The organism is Pseudomonas laurentiana (genome assembly GCF_014648275.1).
Lineage (GTDB): Bacteria > Pseudomonadota > Gammaproteobacteria > Pseudomonadales > Pseudomonadaceae > Aquipseudomonas > Aquipseudomonas laurentiana.
In genome coordinates, this window is the sequence record NZ_BMQU01000007.1 from 156573 (window position 1) to 175882 (window position 19310).

At 60.5% G+C, this 19310-nt stretch carries 19 protein-coding genes; 9 read left to right on the forward strand and 10 right to left on the reverse strand.

Features of this window, described 5'->3' with window-relative positions:
* The first annotated feature begins 24 nt into the window (after window positions 1-24).
* Window positions 25-1527, forward strand: a complete 1503-nt coding sequence (ppx, locus tag IE038_RS09540) for an exopolyphosphatase (protein ID WP_189395545.1) — start codon at window positions 25-27, stop codon at window positions 1525-1527.
* Here the strand turns inward: ppx and ppk1 are convergent.
* Together ppk1 and hemB are read right to left on the reverse strand one after the other, a co-directional pair.
* Window positions 1514-3736 (reverse strand): polyphosphate kinase 1, encoded by a 2223-nt coding sequence (gene ppk1 / locus IE038_RS09545; RefSeq protein WP_163936456.1) that lies wholly within the window; start codon window positions 3734-3736, stop codon window positions 1514-1516. The two genes, ppx and ppk1, sit on opposite strands and share 14 nt — an antisense overlap.
* Window positions 3737-3755: 19 nt before the next feature.
* Complete coding sequence (gene hemB / locus IE038_RS09550; protein WP_163936459.1) at window positions 3756-4766, reverse strand: porphobilinogen synthase; 1011 nt, start codon at window positions 4764-4766, stop codon at window positions 3756-3758.
* A gap of 208 nt (window positions 4767-4974) precedes the next feature.
* Here hemB and IE038_RS09555 point away from each other — a divergent pair, with 208 nt between their 5' ends.
* Together IE038_RS09555 and elbB are read left to right on the forward strand one after the other, a co-directional pair.
* A complete protein-coding gene (locus tag IE038_RS09555) occupies window positions 4975-5646 on the forward strand; it encodes a DedA family protein (protein ID WP_163936464.1) in 672 nt (223 codons plus the stop codon).
* Window positions 5647-5749: 103 nt separating this feature from the next.
* Window positions 5750-6415: an isoprenoid biosynthesis glyoxalase ElbB gene (gene elbB / locus IE038_RS09560; protein WP_189395516.1), complete on the forward strand. Its 666-nt coding sequence runs from the start codon at window positions 5750-5752 to the stop codon at window positions 6413-6415.
* A gap of 6 nt (window positions 6416-6421) precedes the next feature.
* Here the strand turns inward: elbB and IE038_RS09565 are convergent, their stop codons facing one another.
* Together IE038_RS09565 and IE038_RS09570 are read right to left on the reverse strand one after the other, a co-directional pair.
* Window positions 6422-6883, reverse strand: coding sequence for a YaiI/YqxD family protein (locus tag IE038_RS09565; RefSeq protein ID WP_163936467.1), 462 nt, complete (start codon window positions 6881-6883; stop codon window positions 6422-6424).
* Window positions 6884-6942: 59 nt separating this feature from the next.
* Window positions 6943-8841: a cytochrome c/FTR1 family iron permease gene (locus IE038_RS09570; protein WP_163936470.1), complete on the reverse strand. Its 1899-nt coding sequence runs from the start codon at window positions 8839-8841 to the stop codon at window positions 6943-6945.
* A gap of 349 nt (window positions 8842-9190) precedes the next feature.
* Between IE038_RS09570 and IE038_RS09575 the strand changes: the two genes are divergently transcribed.
* Genes IE038_RS09575 through IE038_RS09590 form a run of 4 tightly spaced genes read left to right on the forward strand, consistent with a single transcriptional unit; the run spans window position 9191 to window position 12325 of the window.
* A complete protein-coding gene (locus IE038_RS09575) occupies window positions 9191-10582 on the forward strand; it encodes a COG3014 family protein (RefSeq protein WP_189395517.1) in 1392 nt (463 codons plus the stop codon).
* 15 nt (window positions 10583-10597) lie between these two features.
* Window positions 10598-10969, forward strand: a complete 372-nt coding sequence (locus tag IE038_RS09580; RefSeq protein WP_163936473.1) for a YcfL family putative periplasmic lipoprotein — start codon at window positions 10598-10600, stop codon at window positions 10967-10969.
* Window positions 10970-10993: 24 nt separating this feature from the next.
* Window positions 10994-11581, forward strand: coding sequence for a penicillin-binding protein activator LpoB (gene lpoB, locus IE038_RS09585; RefSeq protein WP_065758029.1), 588 nt, complete (start codon window positions 10994-10996; stop codon window positions 11579-11581).
* Between the two features lie 3 nt (window positions 11582-11584).
* Window positions 11585-12325, forward strand: a complete 741-nt coding sequence (locus IE038_RS09590) for a penicillin-binding protein activator LpoB (RefSeq protein WP_163936476.1) — start codon at window positions 11585-11587, stop codon at window positions 12323-12325.
* A 65-nt stretch (window positions 12326-12390) separates the two neighbouring features.
* Here the strand turns inward: IE038_RS09590 and IE038_RS09595 are convergent, their stop codons facing one another.
* The 3 genes from IE038_RS09595 to IE038_RS09605 form a co-directional block, all read right to left on the reverse strand.
* Complete coding sequence (locus tag IE038_RS09595; RefSeq protein ID WP_163936478.1) at window positions 12391-13023, reverse strand: LysE family transporter; 633 nt, start codon at window positions 13021-13023, stop codon at window positions 12391-12393.
* Between the two features lie 84 nt (window positions 13024-13107).
* Window positions 13108-13695 (reverse strand): mechanosensitive ion channel family protein, encoded by a 588-nt coding sequence (locus tag IE038_RS09600; protein ID WP_189395518.1) that lies wholly within the window; start codon window positions 13693-13695, stop codon window positions 13108-13110.
* The gene (locus tag IE038_RS09605) at window positions 13695-15605 is read right to left on the reverse strand and encodes an ATP-binding cassette domain-containing protein (RefSeq protein WP_189395519.1); all 1911 of its coding nucleotides are present in this window, start codon (window positions 15603-15605) and stop codon (window positions 13695-13697) included. Before IE038_RS09605 ends, IE038_RS09600 begins: the two co-directional genes overlap by 1 nt.
* A gap of 50 nt (window positions 15606-15655) precedes the next feature.
* On the opposite strand from IE038_RS09605, the gene IE038_RS09610 reads away from it, so the two are divergent.
* Window positions 15656-16138 carry a TIGR02444 family protein gene (locus IE038_RS09610; RefSeq protein ID WP_189395520.1) on the forward strand — a complete coding sequence of 161 codons (483 nt, stop codon included), beginning with the start codon at window positions 15656-15658 and terminating at the stop codon, window positions 16136-16138.
* Here the strand turns inward: IE038_RS09610 and IE038_RS09615 are convergent.
* Window positions 16114-17037, reverse strand: coding sequence for an AlgP family protein (locus tag IE038_RS09615; RefSeq protein WP_189395521.1), 924 nt, complete (start codon window positions 17035-17037; stop codon window positions 16114-16116). The two genes, IE038_RS09610 and IE038_RS09615, sit on opposite strands and share 25 nt — an antisense overlap.
* Window positions 17038-17263: 226 nt before the next feature.
* Between IE038_RS09615 and IE038_RS09620 the strand changes: the two genes are divergently transcribed.
* Window positions 17264-17929 (forward strand): FKBP-type peptidyl-prolyl cis-trans isomerase, encoded by a 666-nt coding sequence (locus tag IE038_RS09620; protein ID WP_189395522.1) that lies wholly within the window; start codon window positions 17264-17266, stop codon window positions 17927-17929.
* A 4-nt stretch (window positions 17930-17933) separates the two neighbouring features.
* Here the strand turns inward: IE038_RS09620 and rsd are convergent, their stop codons facing one another.
* Both rsd and IE038_RS09630 read right to left on the reverse strand, forming a co-directional pair.
* Window positions 17934-18404, reverse strand: coding sequence for a sigma D regulator (gene rsd, locus IE038_RS09625; RefSeq protein WP_163935922.1), 471 nt, complete (start codon window positions 18402-18404; stop codon window positions 17934-17936).
* 263 nt (window positions 18405-18667) lie between these two features.
* Complete coding sequence (locus tag IE038_RS09630) at window positions 18668-19195, reverse strand: disulfide bond formation protein B (RefSeq protein ID WP_163935919.1); 528 nt, start codon at window positions 19193-19195, stop codon at window positions 18668-18670.
* Window positions 19196-19310 lie beyond the last annotated feature (115 nt).

A 19310-nucleotide genomic window follows, 5' to 3' on the forward strand; every position in this document is an offset into this window, starting at 1 on the left:
GTTAAAGACCGAGAACCCATGATCATGCCGCAAACCACAGCCAAGAACCTGTCCTTGATCGCTGCTATCGACCTGGGCTCCAACAGTTTTCATATGGTCGTAGCCAAGGCCATCCACAGCGAGATCCGCATTCTTGAGCGGCTCGGTGAAAAGGTTCAGCTGGCCGCCGGCATCAATGAAGAACGCCAGCTCAGCGAAGAATCCATGCAGCGCGGGCTCGATTGCCTCAAGCGCTTTGCCCAACTGATCAACGGCATGCCTGATGGCGCCGTGCGCATCGTTGGCACCAACGCCCTGCGCGAAGCCCGCAACCGTGGCGAGTTCATCCGCCGCGCCGAGGCCATTCTCGGGCACCCGGTCGAGGTCATATCCGGCCGCGAAGAAGCCCGCCTGATCTACCTGGGTGTCTCCCACACCCTGGCCGACACACCGGGCAAGCGCCTGGTCGCCGACATCGGCGGCGGCAGCACCGAGTTCATCATTGGCCAGCGTTTCGAGCCACTGCTGCGCGAAAGCCTGCAGATGGGCTGCGTCAGCTTCACGCAACGCTACTTCCGCGACGGCAAGATCACTCCGGCCCGCTATGCCCAGGCCTACACGGCGGCACGGCTGGAACTGATGAGCATCGAGAATGCGCTGCATCGCCTCACCTGGGATGAAGCCATTGGCTCCTCCGGCACCATCCGCGCCATTGGCCTGGCCATCAAATCAGGCGGACAAGGCACGGGCGAGGTCAACGCTGAAGGCTTGGCGTGGCTCAAGCGCAAACTGTTCAAGCTCGGCGATGTCGAGAAAATCGACTTTGAAGGGATCAAGCCAGACCGCCGGACCATTTTCCCGGCGGGCCTTGCCATCCTCGAAGCCATTTTCGATGCCCTGGAACTGCAGCGCATGGACCACTGCGACGGCGCGCTGCGCGAGGGCGTGCTGTACGACCTGCTGGGTCGCCATCACCACGAAGACGTGCGTGAACGCACGCTCGGCTCGCTGATGGAGCGCTACCACGTCGACCAGGGGCAGGCCGCGCGCGTCGAGCGCAAGGCCCTGCATGCCTTCGATCAGGTCGCTGCAGCCTGGGACCTGGAGGACGGCATCTGGCGTGAATTGCTGGGCTGGGCTGCCAAGGTACATGAGGTGGGCCTGGATATCGCCCACTACCACTACCACAAGCACGGCGCCTACCTGATCGAACACTCCGACCTGGCCGGGTTCTCCCGCGAAGACCAGCAAATGCTGGCGCTGCTGGTACGCGGCCACCGACGCAATATTCCCAAGGACAAGTTTGCCGAGTTCGGCGACGACGGGGTCAAACTGATCCGCCTGTGCGTCCTGCTGCGCTTTGCCATCCTGTTCCACCACATCCGTGGTACCCAACAGATGCCACAAGTCACCCTGCACGCCGCTGGCGACAGCCTCGACGTGGAATTCCCACAGGGCTGGCTGGAGCAGAACCAGCTGACCCAGGCCGACTTCGCCCTTGAGGCGGAGTGGCTGGCCCGGGTCGGCTTCGTCCTCAGCGTACGCTGAGGACAGGGTTGCTCAGGCGCTCGAGCAGAGTCGCCTGGGCACTGCGCGGATTCTGGTTGCCGGTTGGCGTGCTGCGGACGTAGCGGCCGTCCGACTGCAGAATCCAGGCATGGGTGTTGTCGGTCAGGTAGCCTTCCAGCTCCTTCTTCACCCGCAGGATCAGCTTCTTGCCCTCGACCGGGAAACAGGTCTCCACTCGCTTGTCGAGGTTACGCTCCATCCAGTCGGCACTGGAGAGGAACATCTGCTCTTCTCCGCCATTAAGGAAGTAGAACACCCGCGTGTGCTCCAGGAAGCGACCGATGATCGAGCGCACCTGAATGTTATGCGACACCCCGGCAATGCCTGGACGCAGGCAGCACATGCCGCGCACCACGAGATCGATACGCACCCCGGATTGGCTGGCCTTGTACAGCGCGCGGATGATCTTCGGATCGGTCAGCGAGTTGAACTTGGCGATGATGTGCGCGGGCTTGCCGTCGAGGGCGAACTGGGTTTCACGCGCGATCATGTCGAGCATGCCCTTCTTCAGGGTAAACGGCGCGTGCAGCAGTTTCTTCATGCGCAGTGTCTTACCCATACCGATCAACTGGCTGAACAGTTTCCCGACGTCTTCGCACAGGGCATCGTCAGAGGTCAGCAGGCTGTAGTCGGTATACAGACGGGCGTTGGCAGCATGGTAGTTACCCGTGCCCAGGTGCGCGTAGCGAACGATCTCGCCGGCTTCGCGGCGCAGGATCAGCATCATCTTGGCGTGGGTCTTGAATCCGACCACGCCATAGATCACCACGGCACCCGCCGCTTGCAGGCGGCTGGCCATCTGCAGGTTCGACTCTTCATCGAAACGCGCACGCAATTCGATCACTGCGGTGACCTCCTTGCCGTTACGCGCAGCATCGACCAGCGCGTCAACGATTTCCGAGTTGGCACCACTGCGGTAGAGCGTCTGGCGCACGGCCAGGACATGAGGGTCCTTGGCCGCCTGGCGCAACAGATCGACCACCGGCGTGAACGACTCGAAGGGGTGCATCAGGAGGATGTCCTGTTTGCTCACCACGCTGAAAATGTTCTCGCTGTTCTGCAACAGCTTGGGGATAGCCGGGGTGAACGGCTTGTATTGCAATTCTGGATGGCTATCCAGGCCGGTAATACTGAACAGTCGGGTCAGGTTGACCGGACCATTGACCTGGTACAGCTCGCTTTCGCTCAGGCTGAACTGCTTGAGCAGGTAGTCCGACAGGTGCTTGGGACAGGTATCGACCACTTCCAGGCGTACGGCATCGCCATAACGACGCGAGAAAAGCTCGCCGCGCAGGGCACGCGCCAAGTCTTCGACGTCCTCGGAATCCAGCGCCAGGTCGGCGTTCCGGGTCAACCGGAACTGATAGCAGCCCTTTACCTTCATGCCCTGGAACAGGTCATCGGCGTGGGCATGAATCATCGATGAGAGGAACACATAGTTGTCGCCGGGGCCGCCGACGTCTTCAGGCACCTTGATGACTCGCGGCAACAGACGCGGTGCCGGAATGATCGCCAGGCCGGAATCGCGGCCGAAGGCGTCAATCCCTTCAAGCTCGACGATGAAGTTCAGGCTCTTGTTCACCAACAACGGGAACGGGTGCGTCGGATCGAGACCGATCGGAGTGATGATCGGAGCAATCTCGTCACGGAAGTAGCGCCGCACCCAGGTCTTGAGCTTGGTGTTCCAGTAGCGACGACGGATGAAACGGATCTGGTACTTCTCCAGCTCCGGCAACAACACATCGTTGAGAATCGCATACTGGCGTTCGACTTCGCTGTGGACCAACTCGCTAATCCGCGCCAGCGCCTGATGCGGCTGCAGGCCATCGGCACCGGCCTGTTCACGGGCAAAGGTAATCTGCTTCTTCAGGCCCGCTACACGAATTTCGAAGAACTCATCCAGGTTGCTGGAGAAGATCAGCAGAAACTTGAGCCGCTCCAACAGTGGGTAGGACTCGTCCAGCGCCTGCTCCAATACCCGGATGTTGAACTGCAACTGCGACAGTTCACGATGGATATACAGACTGCTGTCGTCCAGGCCTGGAACCGCGATCACCGGCGCGGTCGCCACTGGGGCCTCCACCACCGGTGCCGCAGCCACCAATGGCTCTGGCGGTGTTTCCACCATCGGCTCAGACACCGGCTGGGCATCCTTCATGGCAGCATCATTAAGCACTTCGTTATTCATCTAGCGTTCCTGAAGGGCATTACTGCCCTCTCATCAATTGAGCAGCGCGAACAGCGAAATAAGTGAGAATGCCATCAGCACCTGCTCGTTTGAAAGCGGTGAGCGACTCAAGAATAACCCCTTCGCTGAGCCAACCATTCTGAATGGCTGCCATGTGCATGGCGTATTCGCCACTGACCTGGTAGACGAAGGTCGGAACCTTGAACTCTTCCTTGACCCGGCACAGGATATCCAGATACGGCATGCCGGGTTTGACCATCACCATATCAGCACCTTCGGCCAGATCGGCAGCCACCTCGTGCAAGGCTTCGTTACTGTTGGCTGGGTCCATCTGGTAGGAGGCCTTGTTCGCCTTGCCCAGGTTCAGCGCCGACCCGACCGCGTCGCGGAACGGGCCGTAGTAGGCACTGGCGTACTTGGCCGAATAGGCCATGATCCGCACGTTGACGTGACCGGCCAGTTCCAACGCCTCGCGGATTGCCTGAATGCGACCATCCATCATGTCAGAGGGCGCCACCACCTGTGCACCCGCCTCGGCATGGGACAACGCCTGACGCACCAGCGCATCGACGGTGATGTCGTTCTGCACATAGCCTTCATCGTCGAGGATGCCGTCCTGACCATGGGTGGTGAACGGGTCCAGCGCCACGTCGGTAATCACTCCCAGCTCAGGAAAGCGCGCGCGCAGTGCACGGGTTGCACGCTGGGCAATACCTTCGGGATTCCAGGCCTCGGCGGCATCCAGTGACTTTTTCTCTGCCGGGGTGACCGGGAACAACGCCAGCGCCGGGATTCCCAGCTTGACCCACTCCTGCGCGGCTTCGAGCAGCAAGTCGATGGAGAGGCGCTCAACGCCGGGCATCGACGCGACTTCTTCGCGGCGATTTTCACCGTCCAGCACGAACACCGGAAGGATCAAATCATCGACAGTCAGAACATTTTCGCGAACCAGACGACGGGAAAAATCATCGCGGCGGTTGCGACGCAGGCGGGTGGCAGGAAACAAACGGTTAGCGGGGGTAAAGCTCACGGCAGACTCCTGAGCCCGCGCAGGCGGGCGAGCGCGACAGTTATAAGCGGCCATTATGACGCGTGTATGACAGCTGTGGGCAACCCTGCGACTTGAGGACGCAGACATTGTCCTTGTAGGAAATGTTCACGTCGAGACACATTTCGACACTTTCCCGAATGCGCTCGAAGGGGTAGGCTGCGCGTTCATTTCGCCCAGCTCCCAGAAAATGCTCCAACAATTCCTACAGGATTTCGGCTACTTTGCCCTTTTTCTCGGTACCTTTTTTGAAGGTGAGACCATTTTGGTGCTTGCCGGATTCCTTGCGTTCCGCGGATACATGGACATCAATCTGGTGGTGCTGGTTGCATTCTTCGGCAGCTACGCCGGCGACCAGCTCTGGTATTTCATGGGCCGCAGGCACGGACGCAAGCTGCTGGCACGCAAGCCACGCTGGCAACTGATGGGCGACCGTGCCCTGGAACATATTCGCCGCCATCCCGACATCTGGGTACTCAGCTTCCGTTTTGTCTACGGCTTACGCACCGTCATGCCCGTAGCCATTGGCCTGTCTGGCTATCCACCACGTCGCTACCTGCTGCTCAATGGCCTCGGCGCCGCGATCTGGGCTGCCGCGCTGGGTGCGGCCGCTTACCACTTCGGAGCCATTCTCGAAGGCCTGCTGGGCAACGTAAAACGATACGAGCTCTGGGTACTTGGCGGCCTGCTGCTGCTTGGCGGCCTGTTGTGGCTGCGTCGGCGATTCAGGGCTGCGCGTATTGCCAGGAAAGAAGCAGCCAGCGCCGCAGAAGCCGAGGTGGCGACCGATGTGGAGGCCGACCAGCCTGAGCAGGCTGTAAACGAGCAACATGAGCCACCCCGGCGCATTAACCGGCCATAGCCCTACCCGTCCGGCCAATAGCATGGCCGGGTTCGCTGGAATCCCTATGGCGACAACTGCCAAACTAGGGGACATTTAGCGTCTCGAATCGGGAGGAGTCAGCATGACTAAAAAAGTTGCAGTAATTCTGTCCGGCTGCGGCGTCTACGACGGTGCGGAAATCCACGAGAGCGTGATCACCCTGTTGCGCCTTGATCAGCGCGGCGCCCAGGTGCAATGCTTTGCGCCGAACATCGCCCAGATGCATGTGATCAACCACCTGACCGGCGAAACAATGCCCGAGTCGCGTAACGTACTGGTGGAGTCGGCTCGCATCGCTCGCGGCAATATCAAGGACCTGCAAGAGGCCGATGCCAAGGACTTCGATGCACTGATCGTGCCCGGTGGTTTCGGGGCCGCGAAGAACCTGTCGAATTTTGCGACTGAAGGTGCAGGCTGCAGCGTGCACCCAGACGTGCTGGCAGTGGCGGAAGCATTCGCCGAAGCCGGTAAACCGGTAGGGCTGATCTGCATTTCACCGGCCCTGGCCGCCAAGATCTATGGCCCGGGTGTGGTCTGCACCATCGGCAACGATGCTGGCACCAGCGCAGCAATCGAAAAAATGGGTGGCACACACCAGGAGTGCCCGGTCGACGAGATCGTCGAAGACCCTGCGCGCAAACTGGTAAGCACTCCGGCCTACATGCTGGCCCAGTCAATCAGCGAAGCCGCCGCGGGTATCAACAAGCTGGTAGACCGGGTACTGGAGCTGGCCTCCCAGGACGACTGAGTTGCCCTAGCCCGGAAACTCGCGCGCCAGGCGCGTCAGAATGCGGTCAAGCGAGTTGGCGAATGCCTGTTTCTCGCGTTCGCCGTATGGCGCCTGGCCACCGCCCACCTGGCCCTGCTCACGCAGATCGGTAAACAGGTTACGTACCGCCAGGCGCTCACCCATGTTGTGTGGATCAAACTCACGCCCACGTGGGTCGAGCGCGGCGACACCCTTCTTGATCAGGCGATCCGCCAACGGCACATCGCTGCAAATCACCAGCTCGCCGGGTACCGCATGCTCTACGAGGTAATCGTCAGCGGCATCTGGCCCACTGGGCACCACAATTAACCTCACACACGCAAACGCTGGCTTGATCTGGCTTTGCCCAGCCACCAGCACCACCTCGAACTGACGCTTGAGGGCGAATTTGACGACCTGATCCTTGGCTGCCTTGGGGCAGGCATCGGCATCGATCCAGACACGCATGGTTTAACTTCCAGGAAGAACAGGCGAGCAGTATCCCTGCTCGCCCATCCGGCTTCAAATCAGCTCACCTGCACCCGGCGCTTTTCCGCCAGGCGGCTGCGCCCGTACAGGGTCGCCACGGCTATCAGCGCCACAACCTGGGCAGCCAGCGAGTAGGCATCCGCGTGAATGCCCAACCAGTCGAACTCAAAGAACGCCACAGGCCGGGTACCGAAGACGCCCGCCTCTTGCAACGCCTTGACCCCATGCCCGGCAAACACTACCGACAGGGCGCAGAGCAGGCCGGCATTGATGCTGAAAAACAGTGCCAACGGCAGCTTTGCCGAGCCGCGCAGAATCACCCACGCCAATCCGATCAACAGCACCAATGCAGTAGCCCCACCGGCCAGCACCGCGTTGTGGCCCGCCGGGCCCGCCTGCAGCCAGAGGGTTTCGTAGAACAGCACGACCTCGAACAGCTCACGGTAGACCGAGAAAAACGCCAGCAAGGCGAAGCCAAAACGCCCGCCGCCACTGACCAGGCTGCTCTTGATGTAGTCCTGCCAGGCGGCCGCGTGACGGCGGTCGTGCATCCATACGCCGAGCCAGAGCACCATGACACTGGCGAACAGCGCCGTGCAGCCCTCGAGCAGCTCGCGCTGGGCACCACTGACATCAATCACATAGGCGGCCAACGCCCAGGTTGCCAGCCCTGCCAGCAACGCCAGCCCCCAGCCGATGTTCACCCCACGTACCGCTGCGGCCTGACCGGTGTTGCGCAAAAAGGCAATGACCGCGGCCAACACCAGAATCGCTTCCAGGCCTTCGCGCAGCAGGATCAACAGACCGGATATGAAACTCAGCGACTGACTCAGACCACCGCCACCGAGCAATTCTTCTGCCTTGGCCAGCTTGCTTTTGGCGACCTCAAGCTTCTGGGCGGCCTGGGCCACGGGCAAACCGTCCTGCAACGACTGCCGGTAGGCCATCAGCGCCCGTTCGGTGTCCTTGCGCGCATTGGTGTCGAGGTTATCCAGCGAGCTTTCGACCAGCTCGAAGCCCTCCAGATAGGCGGCGACGGAAAGGTCATAGGCCTGCTCTCGATCACCGGCCCGGTAAGCAGCCAGGCTCTTGTCCAGGGTGCTAGCGGTGTAACCCAACAGTTGTGAGGCGCCACGCTGCACCTGCGGCGGCTGAGCCCGTTGGGCGCGGAACGCAGCAACGGCCTCGGCCCCGTCAGTCGACTGGACCTCCAATGGGGTATGGCGCGCCAGGTCTGCGAGATTGAATGTCTTGTCATGCTTGGCCTTGGCAGGGTCGGCGGTGAAACCTGCGATGTAGGCCGCTAGATCCCAACGCTGACGCTCATCAAGCTGATCGGCAAACGACGGCATGTCAGTGCCTTCGATGCCCAGGCCAAGGGTGTTGTAGAGGTCAAACAGGCTCAACCGGTCCAACCGTTCGCTGTTGGTAAGGTTGGCAGGCGGCGGGGTCAGACCAACACCTGCCGGGCCGTCACCGACACCTTTGTCACCGTGGCAGACGGCACAATGCTGAGCGTATAACGGGGCGCCACGAGCAGGGTCAGGCGTGATGACCGGCGCCTGGCTCACCTCATATGCCGCCGCCAACTGAGCCCCCAGTTGCCTGGCCTGTGCGGCCACCACAGTCGCTTCCTCTCGCTGACTCACCGCCTGGCGCAACTGAGCGACGCCCTGCTCCAGCGTCTGGCGCTCGGCACGCGGCGGCAGCGCGCTGATCAGGCCCTGCAACACCCCCAGGAACTCAAGCTGCTCACGGTACTCCGACGGGTCTACCACCTTCCCCGCCTCAACCGTTGCCGGGTAGTCGGCACCGATGTAATCGAGCAGGTGCAATGCCTGGGCGGCGCCCTCAACCGTACTCGCAAACAAAGAGGTGCTACTCAACGCCAACACTGGCCAGAGCAGCCAGGCAAGTAAACGGAAGCGGGAAGTCATGAGCGAATCTCGAACAAGAATGCGTGGCATTACATTGTTCACTTCCATTGAGCGGTACTCAAGGCTTGCTAAGGTCTGCCTTGAAAAAAAATGTCACAAAATCAGGTGATAAACGCTCTGCGTGTAATCAGCCATCCGTCGGGCGGTTTTCTCTGATGGCAAAACCAGAAGTTCCCGAATCAAAACGCCACTAATTAGCCAGCAAATTGCGCTTATAATGCCGCGCCATTTCATATAGCGAATGGAAATTTAGGCCCCTCTGCTTATGAGGGTTTGGAACTAACCGTTCAAAGGGATAACAGCCTCCCGCCTGTTGTGGCTTTTCATTTATCAGGGAAGAAGGTTTCAGATGGCATCCCGTGTCCTTACCGTCGCATCACTGTGTGCGATCGTCCAACTCACTGGTTGCGCGGTTTTTCGCAACTACGACAGTGAACTCCAACAGACCAACCAACACTTGAGCAGTGGCAACGTCGATGCGGCGCTCGCGTTGTTGGAAAAAAACAATAAAGGCGAAGACAAGGACCTGCTCTACTACTTCGAGAAAGGCGAACTGCTGCGCTCCAAGGGTGATCTGGCGGCCAGCCAGCAGGCGTGGCACCAGGCCGACAATGTCGTGTTCAAATGGGAAGAGTCGGTAAAACTGGACACCGGCAAGTACCTGGCTCAGTTCGGCAGCTACCTGGCCAATGACAAGGTACGGCGCTATGAAGGCTACGACTACGAGAAGGTCATGCTCAGCACCCAGATGGCGCTGAACCTGCTGGCCCTGAATGACTTCGATGCCGCCCGTACCGAAATCAAGAAAACCCACGAACGTGAAGCGGTCATTGCCGAACTGCGCGACAAGGAATACCTCAAGCGCGAAGAGGACGCCGAGAAAGAAGGCATCAAGACCGAGTACAAGGACCTGCAGGGTTACCCGGTTGCAGCGCTGGACGCTCCAGAAGTGATCGGCCTGAAAAACAGCTACCAGAGTGCGTTCAGCCACTACCTGTCCGGTTACGTCTATGAGGCCCTGGGCGAACGCGGCCTGGCGGCGCCTGGCTACCGCAAGGCGGCCGAACTGCGCCCGAACACCCCATTGCTGGAGCAGGCCCTTCTTGACCTGGACAAGCCCGCCGCCAAAAACAGCGACAGTGACGTACTGATCGTGGTGCAAAGCGGCCTGGCGCCAGCCCGTGACTCGATTCGCGTGCCGTTGCCACTGCCCATCAGCGGCAATCTGGTGATCACCCCGCTGTCCTTTCCGATCATCAAGGAAGACACTTCCACGCCGCGGTTTTCGCAAATCGGGCTGGACCACAGCACCCTCGAGCTGACCGCTCTGAACAGCACCACCGCCATGTCCCGCCGCGCTCTGCGCGACGACATGCCCGGTATCATCCTGCGCACCAGTGTGCGTGCGATCAGCCGCGGCGTCGCCCAGAAGCAGCTCAACGACAGCAACCCGCTGGCCGGTCTGGCCGTTGGCATCGCCTCTGCCGTTGTCGAGGGCGCCGACACCCGTACCTGGCGCACACTGCCCGACGACACCCAAGTCGTTCGCGTACGCATGAGCCAGGGCGAGCACACCCTGAGCCTGCCGTCGAACCTGGGCGGTACACGGGTCAACGTCAAAATCGACCGCCCTTATCAGGTGGTGACCCTGCGCGTGATCGGCAGCCAGGTCTATGCCGGTGGCCCCGCTATCCAGGTCATCCCGAACACGACTGTCCAGGCTGTCGCCAGCCTCAAATAACCCAAAGGAAGCGTCATGCGAATCAAACTCCTCGCAGCCTTGACCGTGGCCCTGCTGGCCGGCTGCGCGACCCCGCCGCCACCAGCGCCAGGCAGCGCCGCCAGTAAAGTCGTGGTCATGGGCAAGCTGAAAAACATTGAGGTAGGCCCGATGCGGGTTGCCCGCGAGAACGGCTTTCTCACCGTCAAGGTGTCACTGAACAACACCAGTAGCAGCAACAAGGCGATGTTCTACCGCTTTGCCTGGCTAGGTAATGACGGCTTCCCGGTAGCAGACGAAGAAGGCTGGAAAACCCTGACCCTATACGGGTCGCAATCCAGCATTCTGCCGGCCATCGCCCCCGTCACACAGGCCACTGACTTCCGCCTCGAAGTCCAGTCGCAATAATTCGATTTTCAGGAGATCCTTTTTATGTTCGCACGTTTTTCGATCCTCGCCGTTGTCGTCGCCCTGGCCAGCGGTTGCGCCAACAACTCCCCTGTTCTGGGTGGCAAGAACATTGGCTACGGTGACAGCAAGGCCGTCGAACTGGTCACCAACGAGTTCGGTTCCACCGACCTGCAAATGATCGCCGAGAGCATGACCCGCTCACTGGCCCAGTCCGGCATTCTTCAGGGTCGCCCTGTGGTGCAGGTCTACGATGTGAAGAACAAGACCAGCGAGTACATTGATACCCGCGAAATCACCACGTCGATCAAGACCCAGCTGATGAAGTCCGGCACTGCGCGCTTTGCCAGCGACAATACCCAGATGCAAAGCCAGGTCGACCAGTTGAAGCTGCAGAACCAGAGCGGTCTGTACAAGAAAAACACCGTGGCCAAGACCGGTAACATGATCGCGGCCAAGTACCGCCTAGAAGGCTCGATCAGCTCGATCGTCAAACGCAGCAGCGACTACAAGGACGTCTTCTACAAATTCAGCCTGCAACTGATCGACGTCGAAAGCGGTCTGGCCGAGTGGATGGACGAAAAAGAAATCCGTAAGACCACGGAGCGCTAAGCAATGCGTGCATGGATTGCAGTCGTCGGCCTGGCGTGTGCGTTCGGCGCACACGCGGCCCCTAAAGTCGCGGTCACCGACCTCGCCTACCAGGAACGCGTGGAGGAGTACATCCACACGGTTTCTTCGCAACAGAACTCGCACGCAAGCATGTACTCGGCCAACAGCTCATCGAGCTACAACGAGTACGAAAGCAGCCAGAGCTACGTCGAGCAGACCGAACTGCGCAAGTTCAGCGGTGACATCAAGGGCGAGATTCTCAAGACCGGAATGTTTCAGCTGGTACAAGGCACACCCTATACCGCCAAGGCCAAGGAAGACGTCTATGACGTCATCAAGCGGATCAAGAACGGTAACTTCAAGGGTGCTGACTATGTGCTGTTCGGCACCCTGTCGGATATCGACTTCCAGCGCGATATCAACTCGCTGGACCGTACCGACAGTTACTCCGCGGTGCTCGGCCTCACGCTGGTCGCCGACTTCAGCCTGATCAACACCAAAACCTTCGAAATCACCTCGGCGTTTACCGCCATGGGCGAAGGTCAGGACACCAAGCTGGTCAATGGTGACGATGTGCGCGTTACCCTGAACCGGCCGCGTGTGGTCCGTGAAGTCTCCAAGGAGCTGGGCATGGATGTGGCTCGGCAACTGAGCGAGCAGCTTGGCCAGGCAATGCCGGAGCACGAGCGACGCCCGATGCGCAATAACCTGCCGCCGGACGAACCGGCGCAGATCCTGCGCTAAACAACAAGAAAGGCGACCCTGGGGTCGCCTTTCTTGTTTTTACCGGGACAGTTGCCGCCAGAAACTCAGACCGCCGCGCGACGCAAAGTCGCCAACAGTGCGGCAGCCCCCACGAACAACCCGGCAAAGGTACGGTTCATCCGTTGCTGCTGCTTGGGCGTGCGCAGCAAGCGCAATACGCGGGCCGCCAAGCCGGTGTAACCCGCCATGACCAGCAGATCGACCGCCACCATGGTGGCCGTGATGATCAGGTACTGCGGCAGCAGGTCCAGATGCGGGTTAATGAACTGCGGCAGCACTGCCAACATGAAAACCAACGCCTTGGGGTTGCTGATGTTCACCAGGAAACCACGGAACACCAGGCTCAGTGGCTTGCCAATCGGCCGCACTGCGGCGTTGTCACTGAGGTCAGCGGGCAGCGCTCGCCATTGTTTGATGGCCAGGTAGACCAGATAACAGACCCCGAACCACTTGATGAACTGGAAAGCCGTGGCCGAGGCTGCCAGCACGGCCCCCACACCGGCCGCGATAATCGCGATCTGCATGATCAGCCCCAGTTGCAGGCCCAGGGCGTTCCAGTACCCCCGCCAAAAGCCATACTGCAGGCCACAAGACATGGAGGCAATGGCGCCAGCGCCCGGAGACAGGCTGATAACCCAACATGCAACAAAGAACGCCAACCATGTTTCTAGCGACATGACACACCTCAGCGGGGAACTCTAATACAAAGCCCAACGCTAATGCGCCGCCGGAAAAAACGCCACGGTTTTTTTGACCGCCAATCAGTTGCCCTTCGGCGTGTCCTCACCCACCAGCGGTAGCGCATCGGCACCGCGCCAACGTCGTACTGACTTCTGGAAGAACTGGCTATTGGGCACCTGCACCAGTGCACCGCCAGTCTCGGGTAGCTCGACCAGCGTCGTGAACAACAGGTTGATGGCGATGACACGGCCTTTGACACCCGGTTTGTCGATGGTGTCTACCAACTCGACCACATCGCCCAGGCGGAAAGGCCCAACGGTGAAGATCAGCACCGCGCAGAGCAGGTTGGACAACACACTCCACATGGCGAAAAACGCGACCGCCGCGACTGCGACAAACCCCGACAGTGCGGTCCAGAGTACGGTGGCCGACACCCCCAGGCGCTCCAGCACAACAATCAGTGCGCTGCCCATGATCAGCCAGCGCAGACCACCGCGCAGCGGCATTATCAACTCTGGCGGCAACGGGTAGCGTTGCGCCAGCCGGCTCAAACAGCGTGCGACCACACGCTGCAGAAAAAAGGCCGCGACCAGAATCAGCAGGATCTGCAAACCGAGCCACAAGGGCTCGATCCACTCCACCGGTAGCAACTGTCGCAACACCGCCATCACGACAGTGCCTCCAGCTCCGCCTGCATGGTCTCCAGTACTTCCAACGCCTCCATCCAGGCCTCCTCAAGCTCGGCCTCGCGGCCCTTGAGTTGGGCCTGGCGGGCCAGCAGCTCACGCAGCTCTTCCTTGCGTGCAGCTTCGTAGAGGGCACTGTCGCCAAGACTGGCTTCGACTTTCGCCAACTGCTCATGCACGGTACCGAGCTCACGCTCGAGCTTTTCCGCCTCGCGCTTGTGTGGCGCCAACTGCTGACGCAGCGCCGCCGCCGCCTGGCGCTGGGCCTTTTTGTCAGTCTTGTCGGTGTTGACCGGCGCACTGCTGGCCGGTGCATTGCGCTGACGGTACTCCGCCAGCCAACGGGTGTAGTCGTCCAGGTCACCGTCGAAGGTGTCAACCTTGCCGTCGGCCACCAGCAGGAACTCGTCGGTGGTGCTCTTGAGCAGATGACGGTCGTGGGATACCACCAACACTGCACCGCTGAACTCCTGCAATGCCATGGTCAACGCCAGGCGCATTTCCAAGTCCAGGTGGTTGGTCGGTTCGTCGAGCAACAACAGGTTTGGCCGTTCCCAGGCAATCAGCGCCAGCGCCAAGCGGGCTTTCTCGCCACCGGAAAAATTCAGCACTGGCTCGTCGAGGCGACCACCACGGAAGTCAAAACCACCCAGGAAGTCGCGCAGGGTCTGTTCACGCTCGCTTGGGGCCAGACGTTGCAGGTGCAGCAATGGGCTGGCCTTGCTGTCCAACGAGTCGAGCTGATGCTGGGCGAAGTAGCCCACCACCAGGTTCTCACCGCGCACCAGGCGCCCGGCCAACGGCTCAAGTTCACCTGCGAGGTTCTTGATCAGGGTCGACTTACCCGCACCGTTAGGGCCAAGCAAACCAATGCGTGCGCCTGGCGCCAGTTGCAGCTTGACCTTTTCCAGAATGGTTTTGTCGCCATAGCCCAGACGAGCTTCGGAAAGGTCGAGCAAGGGGCTGGAGATTTTCTCCGACTCACGGAAGGTGAAGTCGAACGGCGAGTCGACATGGGCCGCCGACAGTTCCTCCATCCGCTCCAGTGCCTTGATCCGGCTCTGGGCCTGGCGGGCCTTGGTAGCCTGCGCCTTGAACCGGGCGATGTACTTCTCCATGTGCGCACGCTGGGCCTGTTGCTTTTCATAGGCCTGTTGTTGCTGCGCCAGCCGCTCGGCACGGGCACGCTCGAATGCACTGTAACCACCCCGGTAGAGGGTCAGCTTGCACTGCTCGACGTGCGCCACGTGGTCAACCACCGCATCCAGAAAATCGCGGTCGTGGGAAATCAACAGCAAGGTACCGGGATACCCTTTGAGCCAGTCCTCCAGCCAAAGGATCGCGTCCAGATCAAGGTGGTTGGTTGGTTCGTCGAGCAGCAACAGGTCGGACGGACACATCAGTGCCTGTGCCAGGTTCAGGCGCATCCGCCAGCCGCCGGAGAAGTCACCGACGCGACGCTCCATCTGCTCATTGCTGAAGCCAAGGCCTGCCAGCAACTTGCGGGCACGGGCGTCAGCCGTGTAACCATCAGCACTGTCGAGCTCGATGTGCAGGCGGGCCACCGCGGTACCGTCGTGAGCCGCTTCCGCGGTCTCCAGATCGCGCTGGATGGAGCGCAGCCGCTCATCACCGTCGAGCACATAGTCCACGGCCAGGCGTTCGAGGGTATCGACCTCCTGGCGCATGTGCGCGATGCGCCAATCGCCAGGCAGTTGGCAGTCACCGGCGTCGGGCGTCAGCTCACCGCGCAGCAATGCGAACAGGCTGGATTTACCGGCACCGTTGGCGCCGATCAGGCCGGCTTTCTGGCCGGGGTGCAGCGTGAGCTCAGCGCCTTCTAGCAGGCGCTGTGGACCACGCTGTAAAGTGAGGTTCGATAGTCTGATCATAATGGCCGCGAAGTCTACCAGCTTCGCTGCCAACTGGCGCGAGTGGGACCATGAACACCGACCTGTGGAATTTTGCCGTAAGCCTCTATGCTCGCCCAGGCGTGGAAGCAGCCTGCCTGGACATGCAGGATCAGGGCGGGAATGTCTGCCTGCTGCTGTGTGGCGCGTGGCTGGAAACCCGTGGCGTAAAACCCGACGCCACTCGCGTGGAACACCTGCAACAGTTGGCCGAACCCTGGCACCGGCAGGTAGTGACCCCACTGCGTGTACTGCGTCAGCAATGGCGCAAGGCGGCTAGCGTGGATCCGGCTCAGGCGCGTCTGCGCGAGCAACTCAAGGCACTGGAGTTGACGGCTGAACGCGAGCTGCTGGAGCGCCTGCAAACGGCCTCATCGGTGTGGCCAGTTGCAGAAGTGACGGTGTCGGATTGGCTGGAACGATTGGCGCCTGACGGCGTAACAGCGTACCGCGACGCGCTGCATAAGCTACGCGTCGCGGCGGCAGGCACTCAGGACGCGGTCGACGGCGACTGAGTAGCAGGTGTTACCGGGCTTGCAGAGGCAGCCGGTTGTGCGGCGGCAGCTGGTGCTGGCGCAGCCGGGGTTGCAGGCTTGGCAGCTACAGGCTTGGCAGGGGCTTTGGCTGCTGGTTTCGCAGCCACTCGGGCTGGAGCCTTGGCGGCTGCCGGCTTGGCGGGGGATTTCGCAGCGACGGCTGGCTTGGCAGCAGCGCGGGCCGGGGCCTTGGTCGCAGCAGGTTTAGCCGCTGGCTTGGCCGGGGCTTTCGCAGCAGCGGCTGGCTTGGCAGCAGCGCGGGCTGGTGCCTTGGCCGCAGCAGGTTTAGCCGCTGGCTTGGCAGGGGCCTTCGCAGCGGCGGCTGGTTTGGCAGCAGCGCGGGCTGGTGCTTTGGCCGCAGCAGGCTTGGCAGCAGCAGGTTTGGCTGCAGGTTTGGCCGGGGCTTTGGTTGCAGCCGGCTTGGCAGCCGCTTTGGCAGCGGTCGGTTTGCTGGCGGCGGTAGCAGTTGCCTTGTCGCTACGCAGGGTCAGGACTTTACTGGCAGCCTCTTTCACCTTGCCCACGCCTTGAGCAAGCTTCAGGCTTTCCTGAGCGTCGCGCTTGAGCTCCAGGATATAGGTGCGGGTTTGTGCCTGACGCTCCTTCAACGCATCGAGCAATTCCTCAAGTTCCGCCACGGCACTCTTGGCCTTGTTCTGGGCCTTGGCCTTGCCTGCGGTAGCGGCGTCCTGAAGTTTGAGACGGGCTTTATGCAGTTTTTCCTGTGCCTTGCCACGTTGTTTTTCCAACTTGGCCAACAGTTTTTCTGCATCAGCCAGCGCTTGCGAGCAGGCGTTTTCCAAATGCTCAAGCAGGCTGCTGGAGAGTTGATGGAGCAGGTGCAACGGCGTACTTACTGGCTTCTTATTGGCCGACATGGCTTACCTCCTGGCTGATATGTTTGCGGCTCATACTAGTCTTCTGCTGCTATCGCCGCTAGGGCATGTTGACCGTAATGGATGCGCCGCGTTGCATGCCTGGGCAAAGTGCGTATCGTTGCCGCTGGAGGCAAGTGTAGATGCTGCTGGAAACACTGCCGATAAAGCCTTGGACAATACGGGCAGGCTGGCATAATCACGCTTTCCTGAAATCTGGAACATTGCCATGTCGCGCTATTTTCTACTGCCGCTTCTTGTGTTGCTTTCACCGACCATGGCGCAGGCAAGTGGCGATACCAACGATGCACATGACCTCGCTTACAGCCTGGGCGCAAGCCTGGGAGAGCGGCTGCGCGAAGAGGTCCCGGACCTGCAGCTCAAGGCACTGATCGACGGCCTGCAGCAGGCCTATCAGAACAAGCCGCTGGCCCTGAGCAAAGCACGCATGGAGGCACTGCTCAGCCAGCATGATGCCCAGGCCAACGACGCCGCAGCGCAAGCGCAGAGCGAACAGTTGCTCGGTGTCGAGCGCCGCTTCATGGCCACTGAGCGTGCCAAGGCCGGCGTACGAGAGTTGCCGGAAGGTGTCCTGGTCAGCGAACTGGTAGCAGGTACTGGGGCCAAGCCCGCCAGCGGCGGCAAGGTTCAGGTTCGCTATGTCGGCAAACTGCCAGACGGCACGGTCTTCGACCAGAGCGAACAACCGCAGTGGTTCAGCCTGGGCAGTGTGATTGAAGGGTGGCAGGTCAGCTTGCCGCAGATGGCGACAGGCTCAAAATGGCGGCTGGTGATTCCTTCAGCGCTCGCCTATGGCGCTGAAGGTGCAGGGGACTTGATTGCGCCGTACACACCACTGACGTTCGAGATTGAACTGCTCGGCGTGGCGAACTGACGGTTCAGGCCTGAACCGCCCCCTCTTCCTTGTGCGCGTTGTGCAACACCTCGATCAGGCAATCTTCCAGCTCAAAGCGCTCATGCAACAGGCTGCCCAGTTCCTGGAGCTTCTTGGCGAAACGCTCGGGATCGTTGCAGTTGCCTTTATCGCAGTGATCGTTGAAGGCAAGGGCAATTTGGGTAATGTCGTCGATGCGCGGGCTGATCTGTTCAGCCAGCTCCAGGCTACGGTCATCGCCAAAAGCCTTGGCCTCGCTGACCAACTGCTCCTGCACTTCGAAGTGCCAAGCCGAGACATAGTCGACCAGCACCGCGCAGAAGTCCCGATTCGTGTCTTTGTCGGCGAAAGCCGGCTTTGCATCGCGCAGATTACGAAAGGCTTGCACCAGCTCCTCTCGCTCCTGCAGCCAGCGGTCGATCAGCCGATGAACCCCACCCCAGCGTTCCTGAGCATTCTGACAACTATCGAGCATGGCGATCTCTTCCCTTCTGGGTCGTGCTGCACTACACCGCGTCACGCATTGTTGTGACCGGTTGAAAGCAGCAAACCGGCATAGCGTAGTTTTTTTGTCTGCGTGCTGGGGAGATTATTCCCGTGCGCTCATGCCTTCAAGGTACGCAGGCGACAAAGTTCATACAAGTGTTTAATCCTGCGACGTAGCGCCACTCATCTACAAAGCTGCGGCAGATCAATCAAATCAGCGACTTGCGGCACCAGAATGCACCCTGTCATGGCTCAGAGGCGGGGCATTCGCGTGCGGGCCATGCGTACACGCAGGCCAACAACAATCACCGCCAGGGTCGAAAGCGCCATCCCCATGAACGCCAGCAGGCTCCATTCCGGAACACTCAGGTCCATGAAGGTCCAGTTGATACGCACGCAGTCCGGGCTTCCCAGTAGCATGGCCTCAAGCACCTGGCTCCAGGACCGTGTGTACACCAGGTAACCCAAGGGCGGATGGCATTCCATCTCAGGCACGAACGAAGCGCTTTGCAGCCAGACATGCCGAGCCGCCAGCAAGACGCCAAGCACGGCACACACCAAGGCCACTGCCGCATAGCGACACAACCCGCGCAGCCGCGGCCGCTGCAGCAGCGCCCCCAGGCAGATAATGGCGAACACCGACAACAGGATGCGTTGGCTCAAGCACAAGGGGCACGGCACCAGACCGAGACCTAGCTCCAGGTAAAACGTCCCCCCCAATATGGCCAACGATGCCACAAAGACCAGGAGGAACAAGGAGCGCAAACGAACCAACGGCATGGAAGTTCCAAGGGTGGAATGAACGGGCGTCAACGGTAGAGGAAAGCCGCAATCCCTTTCAATACGAGCCCTTCGGGACTCTTCGCCAACAGGAAGCGGAAAGTACGGTAAACCA

Bases quoted from the DNA above. Each gene is read 5' to 3' on its own strand.
- IE038_RS09575 (WP_189395517.1), top strand. From the start codon at position 9,191: ATGGCATCCCGTGTCCTTACCGTCGCATCACTGTGTGCGATCGTCCAA.
- IE038_RS09600 (WP_189395518.1), bottom strand. From the start codon at position 13,695: ATGGCGGTGTTGCGACAGTTGCTACCGGTGGAGTGGATCGAGCCCTTG.
- rsd (WP_163935922.1), bottom strand. From the start codon at position 18,404: ATGCTCGATAGTTGTCAGAATGCTCAGGAACGCTGGGGTGGGGTTCAT.
- IE038_RS09570 (WP_163936470.1), bottom strand. From the start codon at position 8,841: ATGACTTCCCGCTTCCGTTTACTTGCCTGGCTGCTCTGGCCAGTGTTG.
- lpoB (WP_065758029.1), top strand. From the start codon at position 10,994: ATGTTCGCACGTTTTTCGATCCTCGCCGTTGTCGTCGCCCTGGCCAGC.
- IE038_RS09595 (WP_163936478.1), bottom strand. From the start codon at position 13,023: ATGTCGCTAGAAACATGGTTGGCGTTCTTTGTTGCATGTTGGGTTATC.
- IE038_RS09630 (WP_163935919.1), bottom strand. From the start codon at position 19,195: ATGCCGTTGGTTCGTTTGCGCTCCTTGTTCCTCCTGGTCTTTGTGGCA.
- IE038_RS09620 (WP_189395522.1), top strand. From the start codon at position 17,264: ATGTCGCGCTATTTTCTACTGCCGCTTCTTGTGTTGCTTTCACCGACC.
- ppx (WP_189395545.1), top strand. From the start codon at position 25: ATGCCGCAAACCACAGCCAAGAACCTGTCCTTGATCGCTGCTATCGAC.
- IE038_RS09605 (WP_189395519.1), bottom strand. From the start codon at position 15,605: ATGATCAGACTATCGAACCTCACTTTACAGCGTGGTCCACAGCGCCTG.
- ppk1 (WP_163936456.1), bottom strand. From the start codon at position 3,736: ATGAATAACGAAGTGCTTAATGATGCTGCCATGAAGGATGCCCAGCCG.
- IE038_RS09615 (WP_189395521.1), bottom strand. From the start codon at position 17,037: ATGTCGGCCAATAAGAAGCCAGTAAGTACGCCGTTGCACCTGCTCCAT.
- IE038_RS09590 (WP_163936476.1), top strand. From the start codon at position 11,585: ATGCGTGCATGGATTGCAGTCGTCGGCCTGGCGTGTGCGTTCGGCGCA.
- IE038_RS09555 (WP_163936464.1), top strand. From the start codon at position 4,975: ATGCTCCAACAATTCCTACAGGATTTCGGCTACTTTGCCCTTTTTCTC.
- IE038_RS09580 (WP_163936473.1), top strand. From the start codon at position 10,598: ATGCGAATCAAACTCCTCGCAGCCTTGACCGTGGCCCTGCTGGCCGGC.
- IE038_RS09610 (WP_189395520.1), top strand. From the start codon at position 15,656: ATGAACACCGACCTGTGGAATTTTGCCGTAAGCCTCTATGCTCGCCCA.
- elbB (WP_189395516.1), top strand. From the start codon at position 5,750: ATGACTAAAAAAGTTGCAGTAATTCTGTCCGGCTGCGGCGTCTACGAC.
- IE038_RS09565 (WP_163936467.1), bottom strand. From the start codon at position 6,883: ATGCGTGTCTGGATCGATGCCGATGCCTGCCCCAAGGCAGCCAAGGAT.